Genomic DNA, 22,923 nt, shown 5'->3' on the forward strand with positions numbered 1-22,923 from the left:
AAAATCAGAATAGAAAGAAAGTTGAGATTTGAAATCCTTTTTAATTTAATTTTAAAATAATAAATTTAAACAAACTATCTTCGTAAAGTTGACAGTTGGAATAAAAAAAATCAAAGAACATGAAACCACACATCAAGGAAAAACTTAAAGATTTAAGAACTAGCACCCATAAAGTACAATTAACAACCGGACGACTAAAAGAGGTTCCAAACGAACTCAAAATTTGTACAGGGATTAAGTATCTTGATTTATTCGGTAATTCCATTCACGAAATTCCGGATTGGTTCTTCCAATTTAAAAAACTCGAACACCTAAGTTTGAAGAATAATTCACTTAAAACTTTACCCATTATTATATTTACAATTGAAAATCTTAAATATCTTAACTTAGCGGATAATCAAATAAATGAAATAAATAGTCATTACTTTAGGAATTTGATGAGTATTGAAAAAGTTGATATCAGTTATAACCAAATAACATCAATTTCAGCAGAAAGAATAACATACCCAAAATGTGAGAGCTTAAGTATAAAGGGAAATAAATTACAGAAATTTCCAACTGCAGTAAGCGATTCTCATACTCTTGAGAAATTAGATTTATCTGAAAACAAGATAAGTTTAATAGAAGATGATGCATTTGATCAGTTGGAGAATTTAATAGAACTTGATTTAAGTTTCAATGAGCTTACATATTTGCCAACAAGTATTGGTAAACTAAAAAAGCTAAAGAGATTGAATTTAAGTGGGAATAAGATTAGTTCATTGCCAAAGGAATTTGAGAATCTTACCTCACTCGAGTTCTTAGATTTTGATAGTAATCCTATCGGAAGAGTACCAGTAGAAATTTCCTCTCAAGGAGTTTCAGGAATCATAAACTATTATTTATCTCTTGGTGATAATGTACAGTTATTTGAAGCAAAATTACTAATAGTTGGACAAGGTAATGTTGGAAAAACTTACTTAATGAATCGTTTAATACATAATACAATACCTGACACGCATTCTACGGAAGGAATTGAGATAAAAACATGGAAAATCGAAACGCCTACATCACCTGACTTTAGAGTTAATATTTGGGACTTTGGAGGTCAAGAAATATATCATTCAACACATCAATTTTTTTTAACAAACAGATCACTTTATTTATTAGTTTGGGAAGCACGAACAGATCAACATCTTATTAGTTTTGATTATTGGCTTAATGTCATTCGTCTCTTGAGTAATAATTCCCCAATAATAATTGTGCTAAATAAAATTGATGAAAGAATCATCAACATTGATGAAAAATCTCTTAAAACAAAATTCAAAAACATAGTTTCATTCCATCAGGTTAGCGCTAGTACTGGTCAAAATATTGATTTACTTACGGCTAAAATTGGAACTGAAATTAATTCATTACCACTTATTGGTGACAAGCTTCCGAAAGTGTGGTTAGAAATAAGAACAATACTAGAGTCTTTAAAATCAAATTATATTTCAGCAGACGAATATTTAAATATATGTAATCAGCATGGTTTATCAAATAAAAGGGCACTTTTTTTAAGTCAATACTTTCATGATCTTGGTGTTTTTCTTCATTTTCAAGAAGATAATTTGTTAAGAAATATATTATTTTTAAAGCCCGAATGGGCAACAAATGCTGTATATAAAATCCTTGATTCAAAAGATGTCATTTCTCGTAATGGTGAATTCGATCCTAATATGTTAGACTCTATTCTGGATGATTTTGAGCGTGATAAGCGCCCTTACATAGTTACACTGATGAAGAAGTTTGAGTTATGTTTTGAGGTTGAACAAAACGTTTATCTTATTCCTGAGTTACTTAAACCTGAAAAACTTGAATTTGATTGGGATTATAAAGATAATCTACGCTTTGAATATCATTATGATTTCATGCCTGCTGGTATCATGGCTCGATTCATTGTAAGAACAAGAAATTTGATATATGATAAAACCTTTTGGAAAAATGGAGTAATTATTCAAAGGGAAAATACACGCGCTTTGATTACTACTGATCAGTATTCTAGAAAACTTTTCATTTGGATTAATGGTAATAATGCTTCTTTTTTACTTGAAATTATAAGAAAAGAATTAAATGATATTCATCAATCTTTGAACTATTCTGATGTTCCTGAAAAAATCCCATGTAATTGCTCAGAATGTATTAATTCAATGAGTCCTCATCTTTTTAATTATACTTTTGTAAAAAGAGTAGGGACTGAAAATATTTTCAAAACAATACCTTGTGAAATAAGTGCTACTGGAGTGAATGTTCATAAACTTCTTGGGTTGTATAAAATAGATAGTCAAGAACCTGATAATAATCCTATGTATTCGCTTGATAAAATTCTAAATGATCTTATTGAGGTAGGATCCAGAATTCTTGAGCGAAAGTTTCAAAAGAAAATTGAAGACCTAGTTAATGATGATATTGTTGATTTGCTAAGAACCAAAGGGCATAACATCTCAGATCAAACGAGGTCTGGGCTTTCAGGCAGTGGTAAAGGAGCGGGTGAATTAGATATCATGATTAGAATGAATAATGGAATTCCGATTACCATCATTGAATGTTTTAGACTTGAAAGTTGTGGCTCGAAGAACTCAGTTGTTGCAGAGCATCTTACAAAACTACTTTCAAAATATGATACACATGAGCTAAAACGTAAATTTATTGTTGTATTTGGTGAGGCAGAACGTTTTGACAATTTATGGACCAATTATATTCAATATATCAAAGATCTGAATTCTAATAATGATTATGGTGAAAAGTATCCTCTTTCTGGTTTTAGTGTAAGAGATGACCTTCATAGCTTTGCAAATATGAAAGTTGGTATTTCGAGACATGATAACAATGGAGAGTCAGTTGAAGTTGTGCACGTAATGTTAAATATGAAGTAAAAGAACTTTGTAACTATAAAACAAAAAGCACTTTTGAGAAATCGAAAGTGCTTTTTTATTTAAGTTTTGATACTTTTGTAACTACTAGTGATGAAATATAAATCATAAATGAAAATAATTACACTTCCTGAAGAAATTAATGAAGAAAAGATAACAACTAATTTACAAGTTTTTGATTATCATAATTCTCAAAAAATAATTAAACAACAAATTATTTTAAATCAAAATGCATTTAGTTTTTTAATTGAAGGTACTAAAGAAGTAATTTCTGAAAATTCATCTTTATCTATAGATAATTCTAAATTTCTTTTAATGAAATCAGGACATTGTTTAATGACTGAAAAACTATCCGACTTTAAGAGCTATAGAAGTATTCTATTTTTTTTTACGAATGAAATCTTATTTGACTTTGTACAAAAAGCGAAACTTAATTCAGAATTAAGTGCCGATACATCTGTTAGTGCATTTCAATATGATGGTTTTATAAAACGATTTGTTGCAAGTTTATTAGATGTTTCAAAACTTTCAAATAATGCGAAGTCAAAATTATTAAAGGTAAAATTTGAAGAGATTATGCAATATTTAATTGAAATACATGGTACACAATTTTTGTTTTCACTCATGAAAAATAGTGACAACTATACTCAGAAGTTTATCAGAACAATTGAAACTAATAAATTAAATAAATTGAAATTAAAAGAATTAGCTTTTTTGTGCGATAGGAGTGAGTCTACTTTTAAAAGAGAATTTGAAAAACATTATAATGAATCCCCAATAAAATGGTTTCAAAATGCAAGATTAGAACATGCTAAATATTTGCTCAATCAGGAACGAAAAAGTTCTTCTGAAATTTATTTAGAAGTGGGTTACGAGAATTTGTCAAGTTTTATTCAGGCCTATAAATTGAAATACGGAATTACTCCAAAACAACACAACAAATAATGAACTTTTAGCAACATTTTTTGACTAAAACACTAAATTTATTTACAATAAATACAACCTAAATTTGTTTAAGATTTTAAAAAAAATATCTCATGAAAAAAACAAATTTTATTTTAGTGTTATCGTTGATTTTTTCAACTACACTATTTGGTCAAAAAACATTTACATTATCAAGTAAGGATTTGGGTGGTGAAGCTTCTAAAATTCAAGAATTTAATGGATTTGGTTGCACTGGAAACAACCAATCTCCTCAATTGTCATGGAAAAATGTTCCAGATGGAACTAAAAGTTTTGCAATAACAATGTACGATCCTGATGCTCCAACAGGAAGTGGGTTTTGGCATTGGTTAGTTTTTGATATTCCTGCAACTAGTAGTGAATTAGTAACAAATGCAGGAAATGTACAGCTTAACTTGGCACCAAAAGGCGCTATTCAAAGTAAAACAGATTATGGAATTAATGGTTTTGGAGGACCTTGTCCGCCAGAAGGACATGGATTTCATCAATATATTATAACAGTTTATGCTTTAAAAACGGATAAATTAGGATTAGATGCAAACATTAATCCTGCTATAGTCGGATTTAATCTTTGGAATAATACAATTGCAAAGGCAAGTATTATCGTATATTATAAAAGATAAAGTTAATTTTAAAGTAAAATTACAGTTTCAAGTAAAACTATTAATCTCTCACAATTACCAGCAGCAACTTACTTCATTAGAGTTGTTGTTGACGGACAAGAATTTGTAAAACAAATTATCAAGAAATAACAAATAGTTGTATATAACAAAAAGCACTTTTGAGAAATTGAAAGTGCTTTTTTATTGATGTGAAATAGGTTTAAGTTAAACGCGTCGGGAAGTTTTAAAAACATATCGGGAAGTTCTAAAAACGCATCGTGAAGTTCTAAAAATGTATCGGGAACTTCTAAAAACGCATCGGGAAGTTCTAAAAACGCATCGGGAAACTCTTAATCATATGCTTAAAACGCTCATCTGCTTGTAAACAAAAAAACCTTCCATTCCTGAAAGGTTTTAATATATACTAAAATTTCAAAATTCAAAATGCCAAGTTGAATATTCGTTCTTCAAAATCGTAAATCCCAAATCGTAAATCCCAAATCCCAAATCCCAAATTCTACGTAAACTGCTTCAAATCATCCACAGAAATGCTATCATGCGATTCATTAAAAACCGCTTTTCCATTTCTAATTACTACAATTTGAGGTGATTGATGCACCACATTATATCTGCTTGCAATTTCGTTAGATAAATCTCTATGGTTTAATAAATCTAACAAATACCAATCGATTTTATCTTCTGGAAAATGAAACTCCGCATCAAATTGTTTTAAAACTGTTCTGCTGATAATACAACGTGTGCTGTGTTTGAAAAGTACAACGGGTTTGGTATGAGAAATTTCATCAATTTCATCAAATTGTTCTATTTTGTTTAAAGTGAAAAATTTAGCTTCCACATTTTCATTTTGCTTGTCTTCAGATGCATTTTCTCCAAAGATATTTTTAAAAAAACTCATATTTTGTCATTTTTTAAGACATTTTGTCGTATTTTTATAAGAATAACACTTAAAAAACAGACATTTTGTCGTTTAATTTAATTTGGAATATAAATTGACCAAATCTTTAGCAAAGATACTATTTCAATTGAATATAATAATGTTAGTTTAATTACAAAATATATGAGTTTAAATAATTTAACCATTAAATCGCAAGAAGCTTTGCAACAAGCACAGCAAATTGCACAAAGTTTCGGACAACAACAGCTAGAAAACGAACACATTTTTAAAGCTATTTTGGAAGTTGATGCAACAGTTACACCCTTTATTTTAAAGAAAGTAAATGTGAATGTCGATTTGTTTCAAAAAGTTTTGGATAGCACCATTCAGAGTTTTCCAAAAGTTTCTGGTGGAGACATTATGTTTTCTCGAGACGCTTCTTCCACTTTAAATGAAGCATCCATTTTAGCGAAAAAAATGAACGATGATTTCGTGTCTATCGAACACATCATTCTAGCTATTTTTAAATCGAAAAGTAAAGTGGCACAAATTTTAAAAGATCAAGGTGTCACCGAAAAAGATTTGCTAGCCGCTGTTACAGAACTTCGTAAAGGAGAACGTGTAACTTCCTCTTCAGCAGAAGAAACGTATGATGCTCTGAATAAATACGGAAAAAACTTAAATGAATTAGCCAAAAGTGGAAAGTTAGATCCTGTTATTGGTCGTGATGAAGAAATCCGTAGAGTGTTACAAATCTTAACGCGAAGAACCAAGAATAATCCGATGTTAGTAGGTGAACCTGGAGTAGGTAAAACCGCTATTGCAGAAGGTTTAGCACACAGAATTGTAGATGGCGATGTACCAGAAAATCTGAAAGATAAAGTCGTATATTCTTTAGATATGGGTGCGCTTATTGCTGGAGCAAAATACAAAGGTGAATTTGAAGAACGTTTAAAAGCAGTAGTAAAAGAAGTGACTTCTGCAAACGGAGATATCATTCTTTTTATTGACGAAATTCACACCTTAGTAGGTGCTGGTGGTGGCGATGGCGCTATGGACGCAGCCAATATTTTAAAACCTGCTTTAGCACGAGGAGAATTACGTGCGATCGGAGCCACAACTTTAGATGAATATCAAAAATATTTCGAAAAAGATAAAGCTTTAGAACGTCGTTTTCAAAGAGTTACGGTGGATGAACCTGATACAGAAAGTGCCATTTCGATTTTACGTGGTATTAAAGAAAAATATGAAACACACCATAAAGTGCGAATCAAAGACGACGCCATTATAGCAGCTGTAGAATTATCACAACGTTATATTACGAACCGATTTTTACCAGATAAAGCCATCGATTTAATGGACGAAGCGGCTTCTAAATTACGTATGGAAATCAATTCAAAACCAGAGGAATTAGATGTTTTGGATAGAAAAATCATGCAGTTGGAAATTGAAATTGAAGCTATCAAGCGTGAGAAAGATGAATCAAAATTAAAGGTTTTACATATCGATTTATCGGAATTGAAAGAACAACGTAATGAAATTTACGCGAAATGGAAATCGAAGAAAGATATTGTTGATGCGATTCAAAGTTACAAACAACAAATTGAAGACTTCAAACTAGAAGCAGAACGCGCAGAACGTGACGCAGAATACGGAAAAGTTGCCGAATTGAGATACGGTAAAATCATCGAAGCACAAAAGAAAGTAGATGAATTACAAATCGAATTATTAGAGAATCAAACAGAAAAATCGTTAATAAAAGAAGAAGTTACTCAAGAAGATATTGCTGATGTTGTAGCCAAATGGACCGGAATTCCAGTAACGAAAATGCTACAAAGTGAACGCGAAAAATTGCTGAATTTAGAAGACGAATTACATAAAAGAGTTGTCGGACAAGAAGAAGCTATTGAAGCCATTTCTGATGCTGTACGAAGAAGTCGTGCCGGATTGCAAGACATGAAAAAACCTTTGGGAACGTTTCTTTTCTTAGGTACAACTGGAGTAGGAAAAACAGAATTAGCAAAAGCGTTAGCCGACTATTTATTCGATGACGAAAATGCGATGACGCGAATTGATATGAGTGAATACCAAGAACGTCATAGTGTAAGTCGATTAGTCGGAGCACCTCCAGGATATGTAGGTTATGATGAAGGCGGACAATTAACAGAAGCCGTAAGAAGAAGACCGTATTCGGTAATTTTGTTAGATGAAATTGAGAAAGCACATCCAGACACCTTTAATATTTTATTACAAGTATTAGATGAAGGAAGATTAACCGATAATAAAGGTCGTTTAGCGGATTTCAAAAACACAATTATCATTATGACCTCTAATATGGGAAGTCATATTATTCAAGAGAAATTTGAAAATCTGAAAGGTAGTATCGATTCGGCAATGGAATTAGCAAAAGTTGAGGTTTTAGCATTATTGAAACAAACAGTTCGACCAGAGTTTATCAATAGAATTGACGATATTGTAATGTTTACACCATTAACGAATGCGAATATTAAACAAATTGTAGGTTTACAATTGAAATCGGTATTCAAAATGTTAGAACAGCAACACATTTCAATGACAGCAACTGAAGAAGCCATTGACTATTTAGCTAAAAAAGGGTACGAACCAGAATTTGGTGCACGACCAGTGAAGAGAGTCATTCAGCGTGAAGTGTTAAACAAACTGTCTAAAGAAATTTTAGCTGGAAATATTAAAACGGATTCAGTAGTTTTAATTGATTGTTTCGATAATCAATTGGTTTTTAGAAATCAAGAGTAATTTTTCTTTTTAAGAAAAATAACCTTTATAAATCCTAGCTAATAATTAAATAAGCTAGGATTTTTCTTATATTTGAAAACTAAACTTTAAATTACAAATTTTGAAAAATTTTATTTTTTTACTAATGCTTACAACTTTTGGTTTTTCTCAAACAAATGAAAGTTTAATTGATAAACTTAAAAATGAAGACTTAAAAACAATATTCCAAAGTTATTTGAATCAAGAAAAAATAACTATTGAATTTTTTAATTCTAATGCAAAAGCCAATAATGCCGAAAATATAGTAGTTACAAATCAAGAAAATATTGCTTATTATGAAGAGGCAATTTCTAAATTTCAATTATTGGAAAAACATAAAGAATATATTTATACTAGCATTCGTGATAAAAAATATGATAAAGATAGAAAGTTGATTTATGACAGATTTGTTGAAACAAAGTCAAGAATTGATGCTTATTATAGTTCACGACTTGCAATTTTAAAAACAAATTACACAAATCTTACGGATACAACGGATAATAATATTCTGCCATCAAAAATATGTATGCAATTAGTTCCAGATAATGATTTTATTTCTCCAACTCACGAAACTTGTAAAAATTTAGAAGTAACGACAGGAGCAGATAAATCTTGTTTTGCAAATTATTTAAGAAGTAAAATTGTAAAATTAGTGCAATTGTATTTGCCGGGAGTTGAAGATACTTTAAGTATATCAAGCCTTTTTCAGTTTGTAATTAATAAAGAAGGAAAATTAGTTTTTGATAAATTTCTTAAATCTAGTGGTTCATTCGAATTAGATTTAGCAATTTACAAAGGTTTTAGAAGATTAGCAATTTCTACAGTTTTTACTCCAGCAAAACATAAAGATAAAATTGTTTCCGTTTATTATCAGTTGCCTATAAAAATGGTTTTTAATCAAGAGTAAAAAATAAAGCCTAACAGACGTTAAAATCTGTTAGGCTTTTTTATTTTATAATTAATTGAATTGAATTTCCAATTTTTTGCTCATGATTTCTTCTAATGCCCAATCTGAAGAATTAATAGCGCCTTCAATAAAACCAGTATAATCAGAATACGCTTCACCAATTATATGAACATTTTTATGCTCTGAATTATTTAATGAAAAGGCTTTAAAAAGTTCTTGAACTTCCCATGATTTTACGCCTGGTCGCCAACAATGATTTCCAGCGCCATAAGGAGCGCAAGACCAATCTCTAATTCCATATGAAACAATTGATTTTTCAACATCAAGTTTAATTTCTTCTAATGTTTGGTTAGAATATTTAAGAACAGCTTCTTTGGTTAATTGCAATCCTGTTGCAGACATGGCTTCATTTCCTTGCAAAGAACGATAAATATCCTTCGACATGAAATTGGCAAATTGTTGTTTAATTTCGTCGTTTTTATTAATTTCTGCAAACTCGTGTTCATTTCTATTTTCAATATAATAATTCCAAAATTCGGTCGCCGGTTTATCGGTATATAATAAAATCATACCATAACCATCTTTATCATTCGTTTTGGATCTTCTAAAATAATGTATTTCTCGAGTTGGCATTCTGTTGGCTCTAGCTTGCGGAGATTGGTTATATTCCCACCAAGCTTCTTCCATAATGAAAAACACTTTAGTCATTGCAAAACCATTTACACTATCCAAATGATTTTGAATATTTTCTGGAAGAAAGTGTGCTAATTTTTTCAATGGATATTGTGGCATTGCTAAAATTAAATGATCAGCAAATAGATTTATTTCTTTGTTTTTATTTACATAAGTAATTGCTATTTGATCATCAAACGCATTTTCAAATTTTGTAATTTTTGAACCAGAACATAAAGTAACATTTGGTTGTTCTTCCAATTTAATTAGTAATTGTTTGGTAATTTCGTTAGAGCCTTTTTTAATAGTAGCTAAAATTTGACCTTCTGTTTTAAATGCTCGTAACCACCAAATTACCCATTCAATAGCATTTAAATTATCAGGAATCATGTGGTAAAATGTACCAGTATCTCTAATTTTCATTAAAGCTTGATGTGATAGAATTCCGTCTTCACTTAAAGCATTCCAAAATCCCATTTTCCACATTAATTTTCCATTTAAAGTGGCTTCTTTTCTCATGATTCGAAAATCGTCTTCCGTTAACTCATCAATCCAAATTTGACAACCATAATCTAACGGATTGTTTGGGTTTTTTCCCATCATTAGTAAAATTCCTTTACGCAATAATTCTAATGAGTTTAAATTTTGTTCTTGTAAGGGTAAGTCATACTGTGGATATTGTGATGGATTGGCTTTCGGACCAGTAAATGGAACAAGTTCAATTTTTAAATCGTCTATAAGTTTACCGAATTTTGGTTGCAATTGCGTTTCAAATCGCATCGGACCCCATTCGGTTACAAAATCTTCTAAAACTGTAGTTTCAATTCGACCACCCCAATGTGTTTCAGAAGCTTCTAAAACAATAATGTTATAATTGAGTTTACTTAATTGTAAAGCGCTATAAAGCCCTGAAATTCCGCCACCGGCTATGCAAATTGTTTTTAACATGGTTTTTAAATTAGTGTTTGACAAACTTAATTAAAATAGTGTAGTTTTTAAATTTAATAATAATAAAATTTGAAATTTTATTAAAATTTAGATTTATTTTCTAATTATTTTGTATTTTTTAGATTTATATTTTATTTTTCAATCTTTATTCGTTTGTAACCAAATATTTTTCCAGATTTAATATTTAAAAATGGTTCTTAAAAACTATTTTGTATCTTAGTTTTTACTTAATTATCTTTTAATAATTCATTTATGCATCCAGATATTCAAAAATATAATAACAATCAAATTGGAGAAAGTTTTCTAATTTGTTCACTTCTGTCTGAAATAATTATGGAAAACTTTCCAGAAGCAGAGAATAAAGTTTGGCATGCGCATCCCGTTTGGTTTTTAGAAGGTAATCCAATTGTAGGTTACGATAAATTAAAAGATTGTGTGCGATTGCTATTTTGGAGTGGCGCCAGTTTTGAAGAAGAAGAATTGAAAATCGGAACTGGAAAATTTAAAGATGCTTCTATTCGATATGCAAATGCATCTCAAATTAATAAAGAAGATATTATTCGTTGGATTGAAAAATCGAAAGTCATTCAATGGGATTATAAAAATATTGTGAAACGAAAAGGTGTTTTGGAACGCTTGGTTTAATGAAAATTTCTGTAGATTTGAACTAAATTTTTTATCATGATACATCTAATTGTTGGAAATACAGGTTCTGGAAAAACCACTTATTGTAACCAATTGAAAGCTCAAAATAAAGGAATTATTTTTTCAATTGACACTTGGAATAAAACCTTGTTTATGCCTGATAAAAAAGAAACCGATGGTTTAGATTGGTTTTTGGAACGTATTGATAGAGCAGAAGCAATGATTCAAAATTTAATGCTTCAATTAGAAAATTCAGGGACGGATGCTATCTTAGATTTAGGTTTGTCAAAGTTATCCCATCGAGAAAAATTTAGAAAATTTGCTTTAGATAATGGTATAGAATTTCAATTGCATTATTTAGATGTTTCTAAAGAAATTCGTTGGCAAAGAGTTCAAAATCGCAATCAAGAAAAAGGATCCTCTTTCGAATTTGAAGTTTCTGAAAGCGATTTTAATTTTATGGAAGCTTGGTTTGAAGTTCCTACAAGTGATGAATTACAAGAAGCAATACTTATTTCATAATACTTATTTTTATTAAATTCGAGAAAGTAATAAATAAGTATGAATCAAATTATGTTTCTAAAATAGTATACTTCAACGCTTTAAGTAAAAAGCGAATTATTAGCTGAAATTATTTTGAAATTCTTTCCTAAATCTGAAAACAAAATATAAAAGTCATTCCTTTTGTTTTTAAAATGAAAACCTTTTTTTTGATCACCATTACCAAACAAATTTGCCTAGCTAATAGTAAGATTTCGATTGATATTTCTAGATGTTTTGGATTCTTATTGCTTGTAATTTTAACATTTATTACGGTTTATCCGTAATTGAGATTTAATTAGAAAAAGTATTTTTATTGATGTAATTTTTCATAGAAAAAGTTATGAATTGGTTTATAATTTTCTTCAAATCATTCATGATTAGAGGCAATAAAACAAAATTTTGTAATTATAAAGGAAGGATTTAATTTAACCTATTATAGATTCTAAATCGGATCATATAATAATCTCATCGATTTATGCTGAATAGAATTTTTAATAAACTTAATTTCCATAATAATTTATTTCATTATGATAGAGAATGGTATTATTATACTATAAGCAGTCAATATGATTATCTTGATCGATTGTATAAAAACAATATAAAAGTTAAAGAAAATTTTATTTCAGATGTACAGATTGGTTTTGGAATAAATTTAGATTTTGGATTGTCTTCAAGTCAAATCAAAAAAAAACTAGGACGTCCGCATTTTAAGTACCAAAAGAAAGATGTAGACAATTATTATATTTATTTTTATAAAAGAAAAATATATAAACATAAAATTAAATTAGAACTTCATTTTTTAAACGATACTTTTTTTCTTGGTGTTTATATTTTTAATGATGAACCGAAAGAATTTAGTAATATAATTTCAGAATTATGTTTGAAATACAAGGTTGATCCACTGAATTTTATGCATACAAAACATCAAATTACAGATTCAAAAAATAACATAATTGATGTTGATATTAAAACAAATCTTGTAATCGCATATATTGATAATTCGAATCATAAAATTCATTCAATTTATAAAGCATTGAATATAAGTGAAGATGAAATTGCGAGAAAACAGAATCATGAAAAAAAGAGATTTAGAAGTTTTTTATAGTAAATAAAAATAATTTACTTTTCCTCTTGTATATTATAGGTAGTTTTTTTTTGTGATATTTAAGAAATAGTGCCTTTTTTTTTAGACTTACCTTAGTGTTGTAAATTTTATTTATTTAAAAGGTTTTAATATTATCAAGTATTCATTATATTTGAAATTCAACCTAAAATAATAAAATTATGAACAAAATTATTTTAAAATATAGAATTTTAGGAGGTATTGCTGCTTCAATAGTTATGTCTTCCATGACAGTATATATGAAGTTGCATCCTGAAAAAACGGTAAGTATTTTTTTAGGCATGTTTACTATGATATTAGCTTACACTTTCATTGTTTTAGGTGTTCTAAAATTAAGAAAGGAAAATAATAATACCATCACATTAGGTCAAGCGTTTTTATGTGGATTAGGTATTGTTTTTATTACTTCAACAATATATGTTTTAGTTTGGTTAATCATTTATTATAATTTCTTTCCAAATTTCATGGAACATTATTGTGATTTAGCCTTAAAGCAAACACCACCAGAAGAATTAGTGGCTAAAAAAGCCGAAATGGAAGAATATAAAGAAATGTATAAGTCACCAATTGGAGTCGTTTTACTTACATATATGGAAATTTTCCCATTTGGAATTGTAGTTGCTTTAATTAATGCAGTAATTTTGAAGAAGAAATAAATTTAAATGATAAATAAACTATTCGCCCTTCTTTTACTTCATTCAGTTTTTGTTTTTTCGCAAGATAATTTCTCAAATAATGAAAAGCTTTCATTTACCATCTCTTCCACACACTTAATTGATCCTTGGGACGGTTCTTCAATAAGAATTGGTATCGAAAAACCATTTGATGATTTTACGGTTAATTTAGAATTTGGAAAATATGTAAATACTATTGAAAATTATAATATCAAACCAAATGTAAAAGGATTTATTTTTAATCCGATTATAAAATTTAAAGGGTATACAAATGAAAACGGAGTAACTGATTATTTAGGAATTGATTATTTATATAAAAACTTCAGCCATGATACGTATGATAGTATAAAATTTAATACCACTTTGGTTAATAAAGAATATAGAATTTCAAGAAAAATACACGCTATTTCTGTAAAATATTTTCAACGTCATGATTTTAATAAACATTTGTTTTACGATTTTTATGTTGGATTAGGAATTAGATTTACAAGTTCCAAATCTAATTTGACTGTTGAAGAAGCCAACAGTATTTTGAATGATGAATATCATGGCGCTACACAAATTGAAAATGAAATTAATAAAACAGGAAATTTTATCCGTCCAAACCTATATTGTGGCGTTAAATTTGGTTATCGCATCTTTTAAATGAACCTACTCGAACTCTTTGCCCAACACGACATTTCTATATTAATTATAATTGGAATCGCATCTCTTTTTGCTGGATTTATTGACGCTATTGTTGGCGGCGGTGGCTTAATTCAATTTCCAGCGTTTATGATTTTATTTCCAAATTCAACCATACCAACCGCTTTTGGAACCAACAAAATTGCCGGACTTTCAGGAACTTCCATCGCAGCGGTTCAATATGCTAAACGCGTAAAATTCAATTGGAAATTACTCGTAATTACTGCTATTACTTCTTTTGTGTTTTCTTTTATAGGTGCGAAATTAGTCAGCCGTATCGATGTCAATATTCTCAAACCATTTATCTTTTTTTTATTAATTGCGATTGCCATTTATACCTTTAAGAAAAAGGATTTTGGTTCCATTTCCACAAAAAAACTTACAGAAAATAAAAAATACCTTTTCGGATTCTTATTAGGAATAATTATTGGTTTCTATGATGGCTTTTTAGGTCCTGGAACAGGAAGTTTCTTAGTTTTAGGATTTGTAGCTTTATTAGGTTTCGAATTTTTAGAAGCTTCGGCTTATGCGAAAGTAATCAATTGTGTGACCAATATTTCAGCTTTGTATGTCTTCATTTCTCAAGGAAATTATATTATAGAAATTGCTATAATTATGGCGGTTTCTAACGTAATTGGAAGCATAGTTGGTTCTCGAATGGCCATTTTAAAAGGAAATCTCTTTATTAGAAAAATATTTCTATTTGTAGTTTGTATTATGATTCTTCGTTATGGATATGATGTTTTTTTTAGTTAGATTTGTTTAATCCAAACAAACAAAGTTCATAAATGAAGAAACTGGTATTACTAACAAGCGTTTCATTACTTCTATCTTGCCAATCTATAAAACAATTTAATGAAGGCTTATCACAACCCATTCCTGTTGATAAACTGCAAAGTGATGTTGATTTCTCGTATAAAAAACTAAAGCAATTACACCCAAAATTATATTGGTACATTTCTAAAGAAAAATTAGATTTTAAATTTGACAGTTTAAAAGAATCCATAAAGAAACCAATGACTGGATTGGCTTTTTACAAAGAGTTGAGTCAAGTTGTTAAAACAATTGGACAAGGGCATTTAGGTATTTCACCAAGTTTGGAAAAATTGTCCAAAAAAGAACAAAAACTGCTGAAGAAAAAAGGAAAATCTGCTTTTTCGCAATTCGATTTTGAGTATATCGAAAACAAACTTTTTATTACAAAAAACCGTTCTCGTTTTCAAATTAATGAAATGACAGAAGTGGTTGCTATAAACAATGAAAAACCAGCTGATTTAATTCCAATATTTGAAAAAAGAATTGCTTCGGATGGTTATAATACTACATTTTTCAACCGATATTTAGGCAAAAGTTTTGGAGCTTTTTATACTTTAGATAAAGGAAAAATGCAAGATAGTATAAAATTGCTTCTTAAATTAGACGATAAAGATTCTCTTTTTGTTGTGAAACGAGATACTTTCGGGACGAATTCTAAAGAAGATAAAATCAAATTGTCTAAAAAAGAAACTAAAGAAAAAGCAAAGTTCAATAGCAAATACGGATTTAATAAAGAGACGAAAACGTTTACAAGAGAATTAAAGTTTATCGAAAATGATAGTACTACAGCTTTAATGACCATCAAACAATTTAACAACGGAAATTCGCATGATTTTTATGAAGAATCATTTAATAAATTATCTGTTGCCAATACTAAAAATTTAATTATCGATTTACGCAATAATCCAGGAGGAAGATTGTTTGAAATTGGTGATTTATATGGCTATTTAGCCAACGAACCTTTTGTTTTTATTGACGATTATGAAGTGGTTTCTAGAACCAGTAAATTACATGTCGATTATTTTAAAGGTGGCGGACCAGTAGTAAAGTTTTTTAAAATATTAGGTGCTCCATTTTTCTATTCTATCAATTATTTTAAGGTACGAAAAGAAGACGATAAATATTTGTTTAGCACAAAATATTCCAAAATAAGTCAACCTAAACCAAACAATTTTAAAGGTAAAGTGTATGTATTAATCAACGGAGGAAGTTTTTCAGCATCAAGTGTTATTTCATCTAATTTAAAATCAACGAAACGTGCCTTTTTTGTTGGCGAAGAAACAGGAGGAGCCTATAATGGAACCGTCGCAGCACAAATGCCTATGGTACAATTACCCAATAGTAAAGTCAATTTACGAATCGGATTAGCGTTAGTTAGCGCCAATGGTAAAACGGATATTGAAGGAAGAGGAATTTTTCCAGATAAAGAAATAAATCCAACTATTGAAGACCGAAAAAACAACATCGATCCAGAATTAAATTGGATTTTAAACGACATCAAACGTGAAAAAGAAGTAGAGGAGTTGTTGAAAGAGCCAAGTAAAGAGCCAAGTAAAGAGCCAAGTAAAAAGTAAAAAGAGCCAAGTAAAAAGTAAAAAGAGCCAAGTAAAAAGAGCCAAGTAAAGCGTTACAACACAGATTTAAGAAATTATAAAATTATAAACCCTAGTGCGCCTTGCGAAAATCTTAGTGAACTTTGCGGTTAAAAAATAAATAGATTGTATCAACACAGATTTAAGAAATCATATAAATTTTAAAAATAAAAACCCTAGCGAGCCTTGCGAAAATCATTGCGAACTTTGCGGTTAAAAAACATATAAATTATAAGAATTTCTTCAATCTGTGTTTAAAAAAAAATATATGTTTAAAAATAATACATTAAAAATATACATGGTTTTATTCCTTGTCGGATTGGCCGTTTCTGCCATTCATCCAAAAGAATATTTCACTTGGTTTTTAGAAGTAGTGCCCGCAATTATTGGGCTTTTAATAATGGTGTTTACATTTAAAAAATTCCAATTTACAAATTACACCTACTTTTTCATTTTACTACATTGTATCATATTGTTTATTGGTGGTCATTATACGTATGCCGAAGTTCCTTTATTCGATTGGATAAAAGAAACTTTTGATCAAACCAGAAACAATTATGATAAAGTGGGACATTTTGCTCAAGGTTTCGTACCAGCAATGATTGTACGCGAATTATTCATTAGAAAAAATGTGATTGCAAATCAAAGCTTTTTCAATTTTATAATTGTTTCCATTTGTTTGGCAATTAGCGCCGCTTATGAATGGATAGAATGGTGGGTTTCTATTTGTACTGGAGATGGAGGAGATGCTTTTTTAGGCACCCAAGGCTACGTTTGGGACACTCAATCTGATATGCTTTTAGCCACAATTGGCGCCATTTGTATGGTGTTATTTTTTAGTAAAAGTCAAGACAACGCAATTGGTTTTATTAAAGAGCCAAGTAAAAAGTAAAAAGAGCCAAGTAAAAGTAAAAAGAGTCAAGTAAAAAGATTTACAACACAGATTAAAGAAATTATATAAATTTTAAAAATAAAAAAATCCTAGCGCGCCTTGCGAAAATCTTTGCGAGCTTTGCGGTTAAAAAAAAATCAATTAGTCATTATAAACATAAAATATCATGCTTACCATAAATTTTCAACCCTTTCCAAATTTAGAATCGGAACGATTAGTTTTGAGACGACTTAAAGACTCGGATGCTCCGGAAGTTTTTAAAATAAGAGGTAATCCAGAAAGAATGAAATTCATACCACGACCGATTTTACAAACTGAAGAAGAGGCACTGGCTATGATTCAAATGATGAACTCAAAAATTGATGAAAACACCGATATTAATTGGGGCGTTTGCTTAAAAGATACCGATACAATAATTGGTTTTATGGGATTTTATAGAGTCCAACCCGAAAATTATCGTACCGAAATTGGTTATATGGTTTTGCCAGAATATGATGGAAAAGGGTATGTGTCAGAAGCGGTAAATACGATGGTGAATTACGCTTTTAATACTGCCGGATTTCACTCTGTTGAAGCGGTTATTGACCCCAATAATTTCGCTTCAGAAAAAGTTTTATTGAAAAATGGTTTCAGAAAAGAAGCGCATTTTGTGGAGAATTTCTTCTGGAATAATGAATTTATTAGTTCAGCACATTATGGAATATTAAAAAGAGAATTTACAAAATAGTATATGACAATATTTGAAAAACAATTTGCTGAAGTACAAGAATTATTTCAGTTTGAAAATTATCCACAAGTAATTAAGCGTATCATCGATTTTACGTTAGATACAGAAGATATTCACCATTACAAACAAACTATTCAATTTTTAAATTGGTACGATACCAATGAAACGTCAACAGAAGTAAAAGGAAAATTGAATGATTTGTTAAATAATTTACATCTTGCTTTAGCCTCAAAAGAGATTAAACCTCACGATACGATTATTTCTATTGACAATCTTAAAAAAGTTTATAATTCAAATTTTGCTTTAGGTCCAATTAATTTAGATATTAAATCTGGAGAAATTATTGGTTTAGTGGGCGAAAACGGAAATGGAAAAACCACTTTATTGCGAAGTATTTGTGGAGAATTACATCCAACTTCGGGAAATATAAATTACAAATTTGAGTATTCTGATTTATTCGATTTAAGAACTAAATTAGTTTACATTCCGCAAAGAACGGATACTTGGCGCGGAAGTATGTATGAAAACCTAGAGTTTACAGCAAGTTGTTACGGCTATAAACCAGAAGAAAATAATTTGGTGGTCGATTTAGTAATTACGAGATTAGGCTTAAGAAAATTCAGAAGTTACAATTGGAACGGCTTATCTTCAGGATATAAAATGCGTTTTGAATTAGCCAGAATGTTGCTTCGTAAACCAAAGATCTTATTAATAGATGAACCTTTGGCTAATTTAGATATTTTGGCACAACAAACGGTTTTAGATGATTTCAGAAACATTGCCAATTCGCCTTTCCGACCAATTGCCATTGTGTTGAGTTCTCAACAATTATATGAAGTGGAGAAAACTTCTAATCAAGTAGTATTTTTAAAACAAGGTGTACAACGTAATTTGAAAGAAGACAAAGCAGAAGAAAAACATTTTATTGTTGAGTTTGAAACTGCCGAAACCATAAGTGTTTTAAATGAAAAATTGGCTAAAATCAATCTTATTTCATTAGAGCAAAACGGAGGAACTTTAATTGCTACTTTCCCAATTGAAGTTACTATTTCTATGTTTATGAAAACACTTATAAACGAGCAAATAGAAATCAATTACTTAAGAAATATTACTAACTCAACCCGAAGATTTTTCGTAAAATAATAGAGCATGTTTAAAAACATTCAAAAGCAATTATTGCTAAAATATCCATTATTATGGAACACCAAATTTATTCCAATGCTAATTATTGGAGTACTTTTAAACTTAATTTACTTTTTTATCGGTTATGCCGATGGAACTCTCGATTTCACTAAATATTATGACTCTGATTTTGACTTCACGTTTTTTAGTTTTTCGGCATTAATTTCTTTAATTATACTTATTCTTTGGTTAGTAAGTTATTTTAAAAACAATTCTTTTAAAAGATTTTATACGAAAAGTAAAAACGCGTTGTTTTTCGAGTGGATTCAAATTGTGATTATCATACTATTATTAAGTATGTTTTACTTTCCATTTGAATTTGGAAAACAATTACATAAAAGAAATTATATAAGTGAAGAAATTGCCAAAGAAAGATGTGAAACCATTTCTAGCGCCGAATTTTTTATTGATGGAAGCTTTGAAGAAGCTGAAATTGATTCCGCTCGTTCCGTTTTAAATGATACAAATGTTAATGGAGAATATAAAGCAGTAGAAAGAGTTTATCTAGATTATGTTACCATTTTAGGTAAAAAGTATTCGCCATATGCATTAATCAATAGAAATGTAGCGGAATTTAGTTTATTTTCTCGTGAACAAGATTCGCTTAGAGAATTAAAAATCAGAAAATTTTTAGCGACAAACAATACTTTTGAAGTGAAAAAGTTGATGAGAAATTATTTTAAAATTTTAAAAGAACATAAACTTTTAACTAATTTAACGGAGGATAAATGGTTTACTATCACTTATAATTATCCTGAATTTAAGAAATACGAATTAATAAATCCAAAATCATCTATAGTTAAAGAGAATTATACAGAACCATATTCTAAATATGACTATGGTTATGCAGAACCAGATAAAACATATTCAACATATTACATTGAGCACAATATTCTTAAAGATAATTATCGTCAAATTTCTGGTGCATATACTTCTTCAGTTTTCCAATTAGAACCAATTTTAGTTTTGTTTTATTGTGTTTTTGGATTTTCAATGTTGATTTTTTCTTTCCGAGTTACTTCTGGTAAAAGTTGGTTAATTGCATTAGTTAGTTATGGAATTTTTAATATCGTAATCGGAATTATTTCTGGAGTTTTAAGAGAGTTTCTTACGTATCCAATAATAGTAATTATAAGTTTTTTAGTAGTTGTTGGCTTATTTTTCAGTGTCGTAATAGCTAAGAAAACTAAAAGTAAAACAATGGTGTTGTTGAATTTAATTATTTGGTTATTTGGAGGATTTATTCCAACCGTATATTTAACTTATATGGAGAGTTATCAAAATAGACTTAATGCTTATTTAGAAAATATGGAATACTATAATGATCCACATTATATTTTCCTTAAAGATAATATGACAACTATGTTTTGTTTAAATATTGTATTTATTTTTGCAGGAATGTTTTTTATGTCAAGAGTAATAAGAACCTGGAAAGGTATTTCAGAAGAATAAAATGATAGTTACTATTTCAAATTCGCAACTTTCGGCAACTATTAGCACTTTGGGTGCCGAATTAATTTCATTGGTTAAAAACAACAAAAACTACATCTGGCAAGTAGATGAAACCTATTGGAATAAAACCTCACCCGTTTTATTTCCAATTGTTGGTCGCTTGAAGAATGATAGTTTTACTTATAATGGAAATTCGTATCAGTTACCACGACATGGTTTTGCCAGAAATATGGAATTCTCCTTTGAAAAAAGAAGCGATTCTCAAGTCATTTTCGAATTAAATGAAACGGAGGAATCTAAAGTAAATTACCCATTCGATTTTAAGTTGTTTTTAGCATATACTTTGATGAATAATGAATTAGTAATTGAATACTTTGTTAGAAATCAATCTGATGATGAGTTGTTGTTTTCTATTGGAGCGCATCCAGCTTTTGCAATTGAAGGAAATTTTGAAAATCATTCATTACAATTTAACAACTCTGATATTTTTGAAACAAATCATTTAGAAAATGAAAGTTTTAATGATAAAAGAACATTAGTTGAAACAGAAAATAATACGATACAATTAAATTATAGTTTGTTTGATAAAGATGCTTTAGTTTTTAAACACTTAAAATCTAATGAAGTTAATTTGAAATATCAGGATAAAAATATTTTAAAAGTAAATTTTGATAATTTTCCTTATTTAGGAATTTGGACCAAACAAAACGCTCCTTTTTTATGTATTGAACCTTGGAGTGGTTTAGCCGATAATGGAAATCATAATGGAAATTTAGAAGATAAAGAAGGAATTAATCATCTTCCAGCTGGTGAAGATTTCTTGAGAGCAATACGAATAGAAGTTTTGGAATAGATTTTTTTTCTTGCCACAAAGACGCAAAGCCACGAAGTTTATTTTTGCACGCAGATGGAAAGGATTGAAAGGATTTTGTTTTGCGTTTAGTTTGTCATCCTGAAAGGATCTCACGCAAACTACTTCCATAATAATTTTAAACATATAAGTCATATAAGAAAAATTAAGGAATATAAGATTGGTACGCGGATGTAGCGGATTTTTTTTTTGTTTGGATTGTGGTGAGGGATTTCCGCGGATTTTTGAAAATCTAAAGATTTTTTTTTTCGTAAAGTTTGTCATTCCGACCGTAGGAGGAATCTCGTTATCACTTCCACAATCTTACACTCATTTTTGTCATCCTGAAAGCATCTCACGCAAAGTCGCAAAGTTTAAAATCTTTAAGATTTTTTAATTCGAAAAATTCGAAAATTCGTGGCTAACAATTAACATTTAGTTTGTCATACTTAAAGCATCTCACGCAAACTACTTCCATAATAATTTTAAACATATAAGTCATATAAGAAAAATTAAGGAATATAAGATTGGTACGCGGATGTAGCGGATTTTTTTTTTGTTTAGATTGTGGTGAGGGATTTCCGCGGATTTTTGAAAATCTAAAGATTTTTTTTTGCGTAAAGTTTGTCATTCCGACCTTAGGAGGAATCTCATAATCCACTTCCACAATCTTACCCTCAAACTTGTCATGCTGAAAGCATCTCACACAAACTACTTCCGCAATGTTTAACCACTTAGTTCTTCACGTAAATTCCAAATCGTAAATCCCAAATTGTTAACCACATAGGTTTTATGTTGTATTGCGCATAAAGACGCTTCGCTCAAAATAGTTATCAAAAGCTATGCGTATAGTTTGTCATCTTGAAAGGATCTCACGCAAACCACTTCCGCAATGGTTAACCACATAGAGCTTCCCGTAAATCGTAAATCCCAAATCGTAAATAGTTAATCACAAACCACTTCCGCAATCTTACCCTCAAACTTGTCATCCTGAAAGGATCTCACGCAAACCACTTCCGCAATGGTTAACCACATAGAGCTTCCCGTAAATCGTAAATCCCAAATCGTA

20 protein-coding genes are annotated in these 22,923 nt (G+C 29.5%); 18 read left to right on the forward strand and 2 right to left on the reverse strand.

What is annotated here, in order from left to right; translation table 11 throughout:
* Positions 1 to 119: 119 nt before the first annotated feature.
* The 4 genes from G6N05_RS02030 to G6N05_RS15790 all read left to right on the forward strand — a co-directional run bounded on the left by G6N05_RS02030 (position 120) and on the right by G6N05_RS15790 (position 4,609).
* A complete protein-coding gene (locus G6N05_RS02030) occupies positions 120 to 2,897 on the forward strand; it encodes a COR domain-containing protein (protein WP_166124895.1) in 2,778 nt (925 codons plus the stop codon).
* A 108-nt stretch (positions 2,898 to 3,005) separates the two neighbouring features.
* Positions 3,006 to 3,839, forward strand: a complete 834-nt coding sequence (locus tag G6N05_RS02035; RefSeq protein WP_166124896.1) for a helix-turn-helix domain-containing protein — start codon at positions 3,006 to 3,008, stop codon at positions 3,837 to 3,839.
* A gap of 92 nt (positions 3,840 to 3,931) precedes the next feature.
* Positions 3,932 to 4,480, forward strand: a complete 549-nt coding sequence (locus G6N05_RS02040) for a YbhB/YbcL family Raf kinase inhibitor-like protein (RefSeq protein WP_166124897.1) — start codon at positions 3,932 to 3,934, stop codon at positions 4,478 to 4,480.
* Between the two features lie 18 nt (positions 4,481 to 4,498).
* Entirely contained in the window at positions 4,499 to 4,609 is a 111-nt protein-coding gene (locus G6N05_RS15790; protein ID WP_166125424.1) for a T9SS type A sorting domain-containing protein, read from the forward strand.
* 367 nt (positions 4,610 to 4,976) lie between these two features.
* Here G6N05_RS15790 and ytxJ read toward each other — a convergent pair whose 3' ends face one another.
* Entirely contained in the window at positions 4,977 to 5,375 is a 399-nt protein-coding gene (gene ytxJ / locus G6N05_RS02050; protein ID WP_166124898.1) for a bacillithiol system redox-active protein YtxJ, read from the reverse strand.
* 162 nt (positions 5,376 to 5,537) lie between these two features.
* Here ytxJ and clpB point away from each other — a divergent pair, with 162 nt between their 5' ends.
* Both clpB and G6N05_RS02060 read left to right on the forward strand, forming a co-directional pair.
* Positions 5,538 to 8,129 (forward strand): ATP-dependent chaperone ClpB, encoded by a 2,592-nt coding sequence (gene clpB, locus G6N05_RS02055; RefSeq protein WP_166124899.1) that lies wholly within the window; start codon positions 5,538 to 5,540, stop codon positions 8,127 to 8,129.
* Positions 8,130 to 8,229: 100 nt separating this feature from the next.
* Positions 8,230 to 9,054, forward strand: a complete 825-nt coding sequence (locus G6N05_RS02060; RefSeq protein ID WP_166124900.1) for a hypothetical protein — start codon at positions 8,230 to 8,232, stop codon at positions 9,052 to 9,054.
* A 51-nt stretch (positions 9,055 to 9,105) separates the two neighbouring features.
* On the opposite strand, the gene G6N05_RS02065 is transcribed toward G6N05_RS02060, so the two are convergent.
* Positions 9,106 to 10,674, reverse strand: coding sequence for a flavin monoamine oxidase family protein (locus G6N05_RS02065; RefSeq protein ID WP_166124901.1), 1,569 nt, complete (start codon positions 10,672 to 10,674; stop codon positions 9,106 to 9,108).
* A 252-nt stretch (positions 10,675 to 10,926) separates the two neighbouring features.
* On the opposite strand from G6N05_RS02065, the gene G6N05_RS02070 reads away from it, so the two are divergent.
* From G6N05_RS02070 to G6N05_RS02125, 12 genes are all read left to right on the forward strand, one after another.
* Positions 10,927 to 11,319 (forward strand): DUF1801 domain-containing protein, encoded by a 393-nt coding sequence (locus G6N05_RS02070; protein WP_166124902.1) that lies wholly within the window; start codon positions 10,927 to 10,929, stop codon positions 11,317 to 11,319.
* 36 nt (positions 11,320 to 11,355) lie between these two features.
* Positions 11,356 to 11,841, forward strand: coding sequence for an AAA family ATPase (locus G6N05_RS02075; protein WP_166124903.1), 486 nt, complete (start codon positions 11,356 to 11,358; stop codon positions 11,839 to 11,841).
* 496 nt (positions 11,842 to 12,337) lie between these two features.
* Entirely contained in the window at positions 12,338 to 12,967 is a 630-nt protein-coding gene (locus G6N05_RS02080; RefSeq protein ID WP_166124904.1) for a hypothetical protein, read from the forward strand.
* A 179-nt stretch (positions 12,968 to 13,146) separates the two neighbouring features.
* Positions 13,147 to 13,641, forward strand: coding sequence for a DUF4199 domain-containing protein (locus tag G6N05_RS02085; RefSeq protein ID WP_166124905.1), 495 nt, complete (start codon positions 13,147 to 13,149; stop codon positions 13,639 to 13,641).
* A 6-nt stretch (positions 13,642 to 13,647) separates the two neighbouring features.
* A complete protein-coding gene (locus G6N05_RS02090; protein WP_166124906.1) occupies positions 13,648 to 14,304 on the forward strand; it encodes a hypothetical protein in 657 nt (218 codons plus the stop codon).
* A complete protein-coding gene (locus G6N05_RS02095) occupies positions 14,305 to 15,099 on the forward strand; it encodes a sulfite exporter TauE/SafE family protein (protein ID WP_166124907.1) in 795 nt (264 codons plus the stop codon).
* A 32-nt stretch (positions 15,100 to 15,131) separates the two neighbouring features.
* Positions 15,132 to 16,733 (forward strand): S41 family peptidase, encoded by a 1,602-nt coding sequence (locus tag G6N05_RS02100; RefSeq protein ID WP_166124908.1) that lies wholly within the window; start codon positions 15,132 to 15,134, stop codon positions 16,731 to 16,733.
* A gap of 286 nt (positions 16,734 to 17,019) precedes the next feature.
* Complete coding sequence (locus G6N05_RS02105) at positions 17,020 to 17,643, forward strand: DUF2238 domain-containing protein (RefSeq protein WP_187002988.1); 624 nt, start codon at positions 17,020 to 17,022, stop codon at positions 17,641 to 17,643.
* Positions 17,644 to 17,809: 166 nt separating this feature from the next.
* Positions 17,810 to 18,370 (forward strand): GNAT family N-acetyltransferase, encoded by a 561-nt coding sequence (locus G6N05_RS02110; protein ID WP_166124909.1) that lies wholly within the window; start codon positions 17,810 to 17,812, stop codon positions 18,368 to 18,370.
* A gap of 3 nt (positions 18,371 to 18,373) precedes the next feature.
* Entirely contained in the window at positions 18,374 to 19,513 is a 1,140-nt protein-coding gene (locus G6N05_RS02115) for an ABC transporter ATP-binding protein (protein ID WP_166124910.1), read from the forward strand.
* A gap of 6 nt (positions 19,514 to 19,519) precedes the next feature.
* Entirely contained in the window at positions 19,520 to 21,004 is a 1,485-nt protein-coding gene (locus G6N05_RS02120; protein ID WP_166124911.1) for a hypothetical protein, read from the forward strand.
* Position 21,005: 1 nt separating this feature from the next.
* The gene (locus tag G6N05_RS02125) at positions 21,006 to 21,857 is read left to right on the forward strand and encodes an aldose 1-epimerase family protein (RefSeq protein ID WP_166124912.1); all 852 of its coding nucleotides are present in this window, start codon (positions 21,006 to 21,008) and stop codon (positions 21,855 to 21,857) included.
* Positions 21,858 to 22,923: the final 1,066 nt, after the last annotated feature.

It is taken from the genome of Flavobacterium bernardetii, assembly GCF_011305415.1.
GTDB lineage: Bacteria > Bacteroidota > Bacteroidia > Flavobacteriales > Flavobacteriaceae > Flavobacterium > Flavobacterium bernardetii.